This is a genomic window from Streptomyces sp. NPDC002537, assembly GCF_053594975.1.
This window is the reverse complement of the sequence record NZ_JBSFWT010000161.1, coordinates 1-8,256: the sequence shown is the minus strand read 5'-3', so window position 1 is coordinate 8,256 and position 8,256 is coordinate 1. Positions and strand designations below refer to the sequence as shown.

At 76.1% G+C, this 8,256-nt stretch carries 5 protein-coding genes; 4 read left to right on the top strand and 1 reads right to left on the bottom strand.

The features are described 5' to 3' along the window. The 3 genes from cobT to ACWD4A_RS34815 all read left to right on the top strand — a co-directional run. Positions 1–3,537, top strand: a 3,537-nt coding sequence (cobT, locus tag ACWD4A_RS34825; RefSeq protein ID WP_451200414.1) for a nicotinate-nucleotide--dimethylbenzimidazole phosphoribosyltransferase, incomplete at its 5' end; no start/stop codon positions are given. 209 nt (positions 3,538–3,746) lie between these two features. Further along, positions 3,747–4,988 carry a uroporphyrinogen-III C-methyltransferase gene (gene cobA / locus ACWD4A_RS34820; RefSeq protein ID WP_451200412.1) on the top strand — a complete coding sequence of 414 codons (1,242 nt, stop codon included), beginning with the start codon at positions 3,747–3,749 and terminating at the stop codon, positions 4,986–4,988. 56 nt (positions 4,989–5,044) lie between these two features. Next, positions 5,045–5,863 (top strand): TrmH family RNA methyltransferase, encoded by an 819-nt coding sequence (locus ACWD4A_RS34815; RefSeq protein WP_451200410.1) that lies wholly within the window; start codon positions 5,045–5,047, stop codon positions 5,861–5,863. Between the two features lie 16 nt (positions 5,864–5,879). Here the strand turns inward: ACWD4A_RS34815 and ACWD4A_RS34810 are convergent, their stop codons facing one another. Beyond that, positions 5,880–7,187 carry a serine/threonine-protein kinase gene (locus tag ACWD4A_RS34810; protein WP_451200408.1) on the bottom strand — a complete coding sequence of 436 codons (1,308 nt, stop codon included), beginning with the start codon at positions 7,185–7,187 and terminating at the stop codon, positions 5,880–5,882. Between the two features lie 606 nt (positions 7,188–7,793). On the opposite strand from ACWD4A_RS34810, the gene ACWD4A_RS34805 reads away from it, so the two are divergent. Further along, complete coding sequence (locus ACWD4A_RS34805; RefSeq protein WP_451200407.1) at positions 7,794–8,003, top strand: hypothetical protein; 210 nt, start codon at positions 7,794–7,796, stop codon at positions 8,001–8,003. Positions 8,004–8,256: the final 253 nt, after the last annotated feature.

The window sequence follows — 8,256 nt, the reverse complement described above, 5'->3', positions numbered from 1 at the left end:
TGGTGCTGCCTCGCCTGGGTCGGCACGATCGTGATGTTCTGGTACGTGACCGTGCCCGCGCAGGGCCCCGAATACCTCGACGTCCCGCACGCCGACGCGGACGCCCAGCAGGCCCCGCGCCTCGGCGAGGTCCCGCAGCAGCAGCCCGGCACCTGGGACGCGCAGCCGCAGCAGCCGACGGCGCAGCCCCCGGCCGCGCCCGCCGCCGACGCCGTGGCCTTCGTGCCCGCGCAGGGCACGGCCGCGCACCCCGCCGACACGGGTCACGTGATAGTTCCCGACGGAACCGGACAGACCGCACCGGGCACGGAGGCCGTCGCCACCGAGCAGGCGCCTGCCGGGACTCCGGTCGCCGCACCGCAGCCGACCGCGTCGGCACCGGCGTCGGCACCGGCGCAGAACGAGGCCGCAGCCGTCGCCACCCCCGCGGGCCCGCCCGCCGACGCACTTGTCGACGCACCTGTCGCCGCGTCCGCTGACGCGACGTCAGCCGTCGCCGGAGGCGCGGCCGTGGCCACCGCGCCGGTCGCGACGGAGCCGGTGCCCACCGCGCACCAGGCCGTCGCCCCCGTCGCCGCGGCGCCCCTGGTGGCCGAGGCACACCTCACCCCCGAGCCCCCGGCCCCGGCCCCGGAGCCCGTGCAGCCCGTGCCCGCACCGCAGGCCCCTGCGGCCACGGGGAACAACCCCGCGGTCGTGGACGCCGGTTCCGCCGCCCAGGCCCCGCAGGCCGTGCCGCCGGTTCCCCCGGTCCCGTTCGCCGAAGGCGCGCAGGAGCAGGCCCCCGCCGTTGCCGAGGCCGTTGTGGTCCCCGAGGCTGCTGCTGCCGTCGAGGCTCCCGTTGCCGTCGAGGCTCCCGCTGTTGTTGAGAGCGCGGTCGCGCCCGTCACCGAGGCCGCCGCGGAGCAGGCCCCGGCTCCCGCCGCCGGAGCGGATCAGCCCGCGCCGGCCGTGGTCACGGAGGCACCCGCCCCTGTGGAGGCAGCCCCCGTGGACGCCGCTCCCGAGCAGCCCGTGCCCGCCGCCGCGTCCGCCGCGTCCGCCGAGGGCGTTCAGGACGCCGCCCCGGCCGGTCCGGCCGCCCAGATCGTCGAGCCCGTCCAGGCCGTTCCGGCCGCCGAAGCCGTGCAGGCCGCTCCGGCCGTCGCGGCCCAGGAGGCCCCGGCCGCCGTGGCCGCGCCGGTCCCGGCGGAGCAGCAGATCGCCGAGCCCGTCGCCGTCACCGAGCCCGCCGCGGTGCCGGTCCTCGATGCCGTACAGCAGCCGCAGGCCGTCGCCGCGCCCGAGGACGTCGTGGCCCAGCAGGTGCCGGTCCAGGCTCAGGCCCCGGCCACCGCGCCGGAGGCCGTGACGCGGGAACCGGCCCCGGAGCAGACCTCCGAGGACCTGCCCCTCGTCCACGGCCCGCAGGACACGGACACCGCGCACGCTGTCGCCGCACCCGCGCCGGCCGAGCCGCAGCCCGTACCGGCCGAGGCCGCCGCGCCCGTCGCCGAGGCGCCCGCCCCCGCGGCGGAGCAGCCCGCGGAGCCCGCACCGGCGCCCGACGAGCGGACGGCCCCCGCCGCTCCGGTGCACATCCCCGCCCCCCAGCAGGAACCCGCACCCACCGGCGCCGAGCCCGTCACCCCGCAGCCCGTGCCCGTTCCCGCGCCGCGCACCGCCGTGGCCGTCGAGGCACCCCAGGACGCCGTGGCCGCCGCCGACGCGCCGCTGCCCGAGCCCGTACAGCCGGGCACGGACGCGACGGAGACCCCCGACGCCCCGGACGCCGCCGCCCCCGAGGAGCAGGAGCCCGTCGGCCCCGCCGCCGTCGGCTACGGCGACGCCGAACGGGCCGCGGTCCACCGCGTGATGCGGGAACGCCGCGACATCCGCAACGGCTTCCGCACCGACCCCATCCCGCACGAGGTGCTGCTGCGCGTCCTGGAGGCCGCGCACACCGCGCCCAGCGTCGGGCACTCCCAGCCCTGGGACTTCGTCGTCATCCGGTCCGCCGAGACCCGGCAGGCCATGCACGAGCTGGCGGAGCGTCAGCGCGACGCCTACGCGAAGTCCCTGCCGAAGGGCCGGGCCAAGCAGTTCAAGGAACTGAAGATCGAGGCGATCCTCGAGACGCCCGTCAACATCGTCGTCACCGCCGACCCCACCCGCGGCGGCCGCCACACCCTCGGCCGGCACACCCAGCCGCAGATGGCCCCGTACTCCTCCGCGCTCGCCGTCGAGAACCTGTGGCTCGCCGCGCGCGCCGAGGGGCTCGGCGTCGGCTGGGTCAGCTTCTTCGACGAGCGCGAGATGGTGCGCGAACTCGGGCTGCCCGAGCACCTGGAGGTCGTCGCCTACCTGTGCGTCGGCTACGTCGACGAGTTCCCCGACGAGCCCGAGCTGATGCAGGCCGGCTGGTCCAAGCGGCGCCCGCTGTCGTGGGTGGTGCACGAGGAGACGTACGGCCGCCGCGCCCTGCCCGGCGAGGACCCGCACGACCTGCTCTCGGAGACCCTGCGCGGCATCCGCCCGCTGGACGCCAAGGCGCTCGGCGAGGCCTGGGACCGGCAGAAGCGGATGACCAAGCCGGCCGGCGCCCTCGGCATGCTGGAGATCATCTCCGCGCAGCTCTGCGGACTCTCGCGGAAGTGCCCGCCGCCGATCCCGGAGCCCGCCGCCGTGGCCATCTTCGCGGGCGACCACGGGGTGCACGCCCAGGGCGTCACCGCGTGGCCGCAGGAGGTCACCTCGCAGATGGTCGCCAACTTCCTGGGCGGCGGCGCCGTGTGCAACGCCTTCGCCAACCAGGTCGGCGCCGAGGTCTGCGTCGTCGACGTCGGCGTCGCCGGGGAGCTCCCCAGCACCCCCGGCCTCCTCCCGCGCAAGATCCGGCCCGGTACGAGCGACTTCACCGCGGGCCCCGCGATGAGCCGCGAAGAGGCGCTGCGTGCCATCGAGGTGGGCATCGAGACGGCCCGCGACCTCGTCGCGGCCGGCAACAAGGCGCTCCTGACCGGTGAGATGGGCATCGCCAACACCACCGTGTCGGCCGCCCTCATCGCCGTCTACACCGAGGCCGACCCCACCGAGATCACCGGCCGCGGCACCGGCATCAACGACGAGATGCACGCCCGCAAGGTCGACGTCGTCCGGCGGGCCCTCGAACTCCACCAGCCGGACCCGCAGGACCCGATCGGCGTCCTCGCCGCGGTCGGCGGCCTGGAGCACGCCGCGCTCGTCGGACTGATCCTGGGCGGCGCGTCCCTGCGCACGCCCGTGATCCTGGACGGCGTCAGCGCCGGGGCGGCCGCGCTCGTGGCGCGGGCGATCGCCCCCGAGGCGCTCGCCGCGTGCATCGCGGGCCACCGCAGCGCGGAGCCGGGGCACGTCGCGGCCCTCACCAAGCTGGGCCTGCGCCCGCTGGTCGACCTCGACCTTCGCCTCGGCGAGGGCACCGGCGCGCTGCTGGCACTGCCGATCGTGCAGAGCGCCGCGCGGGCGATGCACGAGGTGGCGACCTTCGATGCCGCGGGTGTCACGGAGAAGGGCTGACCCTTCCTGGGCTTCGCCCCACCCCGCCGGCCGAGTCCACCGGGGTGGGGCGTGAGCCCGGACCGCGGCCGCGGGTCGTCCGCGGCCGGTCGCGCAGTTCCCCGCGCCCCTGACGGGGCGCAACCCCCCGAACCCGGACAGGGGACGGGCCCCGAAGTGGGAGCCCATAGAGTGTCACCAGCACCCTGACCAGCCACTCCGGAGGAGCCATGGCCTCGCCCGCGCGCAGCGAAAGCGCCTACCCCGTCGGACTGCGCCTCTCCGGCCGCCGCGTCGTCGTCCTCGGCGGCGGCCAGGTCGCCCAGCGCCGACTGCCCGCGCTGCTCGCCGCCGGCGCGGACGTGCTGCTGATCTCCCCGTCCGCCACCCCCTCCGTCGAGGCCATGGCGGAGGCGGGCGAGTTCCGCTGGGAGCGCCGTCGCTATCAGGACGGCGACCTGGACGGCGCCTGGTACGCCCTGATCTCCACCGACGACCCGGCCGCCAACGAGGCGGCCTCCGCCGAGGCGGAGGCCCGCCGGGTGTGGGCCGTGCGCAGCGACGACGCCGCCGCGGCCACCGCCTGGACCCCGGCCACCGGCCGCGGCGCGGGCGTCACCGTCGCCGTGCTCACCGGCCAGGACCCGCGCCGCTCCGCCGCCGTGCGCGACGCCATCGTGGAGGGCCTGCGCGACGGCTCCCTCGCCGCCCCGCACTACCGCGCCCGCGGCACCGGTCCCGGCCGCGTCGCCCTCGTCGGCGGCGGTCCCGGCGACCCCGACCTGATCACCGTGCGCGGCCGCAGGCTGCTCGCCGAGGCCGACGTCGTCATCGCCGACCGCCTCGGCCCCCGCGACCTCCTCGACGAACTCCCGCCGCACGTCGAGGTGATCGACGCCGCGAAGATCCCGTACGGCCGGTTCATGGCCCAGGAGGCCATCAACAACGCCCTTGTCGAGCACGCCCGCGCCGGGAAGACCGTGGTCCGGCTGAAGGGCGGCGACCCCTACGTCTTCGGCCGCGGCATGGAAGAGGTCCAGGCCCTGGCCGAACAGGGCATCCCCTGCACCGTCGTCCCCGGCATCTCCAGCACCATCAGCGTCCCCGGCGCCGCCGGGATCCCGGTCACCCACCGGGGCGTGGCCCATGAGTTCACCGTCGTCAGCGGCCATGTCGCCCCCGACGACGCGCGGTCCCTCGTCGACTGGGAGTCCCTCGCCAAGCTCCGCGGCACGCTCGTCCTCCTGATGTCGGTGGAGAACATCGGCGCCATCGCCGCCACCCTCGTCCGGTACGGCCGCCCCGCCGACACCCCCGTCGCCGTGGTCCAGGAGGGCACGACCGCCGCCCAGCGCCGTGTCGACGCCACCCTCGCCACCGCGGGGGAGCGGGTCAGGACCGAGGGCATACGCCCCCCGGCCGTCATCGTGGTCGGTGAGGTCGTCACGGTCGGCCCGGACCCCCGCGGCTGACCCGCACCGACGAAACCCCAGAACCTCCGGACTCCCAGGACCCCCAGGACGCAGCCATGGCCGACCTCATCACCATCGACGACCCCGCCGACCCCCGGCTGCACGACTACACCGGCCTCACCGACGTCGAGCTGCGCCGCAGGCGCGAGCCCGCCGAGGGGCTCTTCATCGCCGAGGGCGAGAAGGTCATCCGGCGCGCGGGCCAGGCCGGGTACGCGATGCGCTCCATGCTGCTCACGGCCAAGTGGGTCGACGTCATGCGCGACGTCATCGAGGAGAGCGACGCCCCCGTCTACGCCGTCACGCCCGAACTCGCCGAGCGGGTCACGGGCTACCACGTGCACCGCGGCGCCCTCGCCTCCATGGAGCGCAAACCGCTCCCGGACGCCGGGGAACTGCTCCGGGACGCCCGCCGCGTCGCCGTGCTCGAAAGTCTCGTGGATCACACGAATATCGGGGCGATCTTCCGAAGCTCCGCCGCCCTGGGCATGGACGCCGTGCTGCTCTCCCCGGACTGCGCCGACCCCCTCTACCGGCGCTCCGTGAAGGTGTCCATGGGCGCCGTCTTCTCCGTGCCGTACGCCCGGCTGGAGACCTGGCCCCACGACCTGGAGACGGTCCGCGCGGCCGGATTCCGGGTGCTGGCCCTCACCCCGGACGAGAAGGCCGTCTCCATGGACGCCGCCGCCCCGCACCGCCTGGACCGCGTGGCCCTCATGCTGGGCGCCGAAGGTGACGGACTGTCCGCCCGCGCCCTGCGCGCCGCCGACGAGTGGGTCCGCATCCCCATGGCCCACGGCATCGACTCCCTCAACGTCGGCGCCGCCGCTGCCGTGGCCTTCTACGCCGTGACCACGGGCCGCCCGGAGAGCTGACCCCGGCCGGGCCCGTTCAGGAGCCGTCCGGCGCCACCGGCGCCACAGGTGCCAGCCCGTCAGGAACCGACGGCACCAGGGGCGCCGGCACGGACTGCGACGTCGCGGGCACCCGAGGCAGCTCGCTCATGCTGTGCGCCGGGCCCTGACAGCCCTGCGCCACCGCGATTCCCAGCGCGACCAGCAGCGTCACCACGACGAACACGGTCAGCCGCTGCCGCAGCAGCCGCCGGTCCGGCCCCGGCCGCCGGGCACCCGGGCCCGTACGCACCCCGGGACGCGTGCCACCGCGGCCCGTACCGCTCCGGGGCCCGCCCGGCCGTCCCGCCGGGCGGGGCACCGACGGACGGCCGCCCTGCCCGGGGTGGCGCGACGGCGCCTGCGGCCGGGGCGTAGGCGCCTGGAGCGTGCGCTGCTCGGTGCGCTGCTCCGCGTACTCCGCGGCCCGCTGCCCCGACGGCCGGTCGGGCTCCCGCCGCACATGGCGGCCGTCCGGCAGGCCGTGTGCCTCGCGGGCCGCGATCTCCTTGAGCCGCAGCGACAGCTGAAGGGTGCTCGGGCGCTCCTCGGGGTCCTTGGCCAGGCACGCGTGGATGAGCGGCGCCAGCGCGTCCGGCACGGCCATCAGCTGCGGTTCCTCGTGCACGACGCGGTAGAGCATGACCTCGGAACTGCCCTGCCCGAACGGCGAGTCCGCCGTCGAGGCGTAGGCCAGGGTCGCGCCCAGCGCGAAGACGTCCGTCGCGGGCGTCACCGCGGCGCCGCGCACCTGTTCGGGCGCCAGGAAGCCCGGCGAGCCGACCGCCGTACCGACGTGCGTCAGCGTGCTCGCCCCGGTCGCCCAGGCGATGCCGAAGTCGATGATGCGGGGGCCCTTGGGGGACAGCAGGATGTTCGAGGGCTTCAGATCGCGGTGCACCACGCCCGCGTCGTGCACGGCCAGCAGACCCTCGGCCAACGCCGCGCCGATGGAGGCGGTCTGAGCCGCCGACAGCGGCCCCTCCTCGTTCACCTTGTCGTGCAGCGAGGGCCCCGGCACGTACTGCGTGGCGAACCACGGCCGGTCCGCGTCCAGGTCGGCGGCCACCAGCCGCGCCGTACAGCCGCCGCGGATCCGCCGGGCCGCCTGCACCTCGCGCGCGAACCGCGACCGGAACTCCTGATCCTCCGCCAGGTCCGGCCGGATCACCTTCAGTGCCACCCGCTGCCCACGCCGGTCGGAGCCGAGGTACACCACGCCCATGCCGCCCGCGCCCAGCCGGCGGTGAAGCCGGAACGAGCCGACGACACGCGGGTCCTCGCGCCGGAGCCGCATCATCGCCATCTTCATCCCCGCTGCCCGGTCCGTCTGACGTGCCCAGCTTACGGATTGCCGGGCGGCCGCGCGCAGAGGCCGCGCATGCGTCGGCGACCGGATTGCCGCTGTCCCCTGGCGACACCGCCGTACCGACACCCGGCACCGGCCGGGCGCGGCGGACCCCGGCATGATCATCCAAGGCGCCGCCCGGCAACGGGGATTGAGCGGCTCCACGGCAGGCCACGGGCCGCCGCCGGGGGCGCGGACGGCACCATCCGGGCACCCGGCGCGACCCATGGCGGGGGAGGGGGAAGAGCCAGGATCGCGGAACGCCGGAGTCGGCCGGAAGTGAGCGAAGTCACGCCCTTGAGGGGCATTGCTGCCCTGGACACCCCCTCCGGGAAGACCCCGGGTTCCCGGCCGTCCGTCTCCAACCAGGGGAGTATCCGCCCCCGGCCCGGTCATCCTCCGGGAGGCCCGGCAAGCGGTACGACGGCATGACGCCCGAGCCGCCTCCCCAGCCCTAGTGTTTGTGCAGAGCGGCGGGTGACGCACTCGTCCCCCGAGGTCAGACACCCGCCGCTCGTGAGCGGCAGGACACGTAGCACAGGGTTCACACGGCGGGAGAGGGCAATGGCGGACTCCGCGGGACGTACGGTCGTCCGCACGCGCGCCCAGCAGGTCATGGACGCCCTCGGCGGCGACCGCGCCTCCGGCACCCGTCACCCGCTCGTCGCGACGGCCATGGTGCTGCCCCTCGCGGGGCTCCTCGCCGTGCTCTTCGGCGGCTGGGACGCCGTCGTCACCCAAGCGTCGTCCGTGGCCGGAATGCTGGGGCGCTGAGCGCCCCGGACCCGGGAGAGCGGCCCGGGTCGGGGACAGGACCGGTCGACACCCCGTGGGGACGGGGGTACGGCGGACGGCACGACGGGCCGGGCACCTGGGGAGGTGCCCGGCCCGTCGCGCGTCCGGTCCACGGTCGCCCGGGACGGGAAACGGCCGAGGGCCGGGGTACGAGACCCCGGCCCTCGGCCGATCTGCGTGCGCGATACTGGGATTGAACCAGTGACCTCTTCCGTGTCAGGGAAGCGCTCTC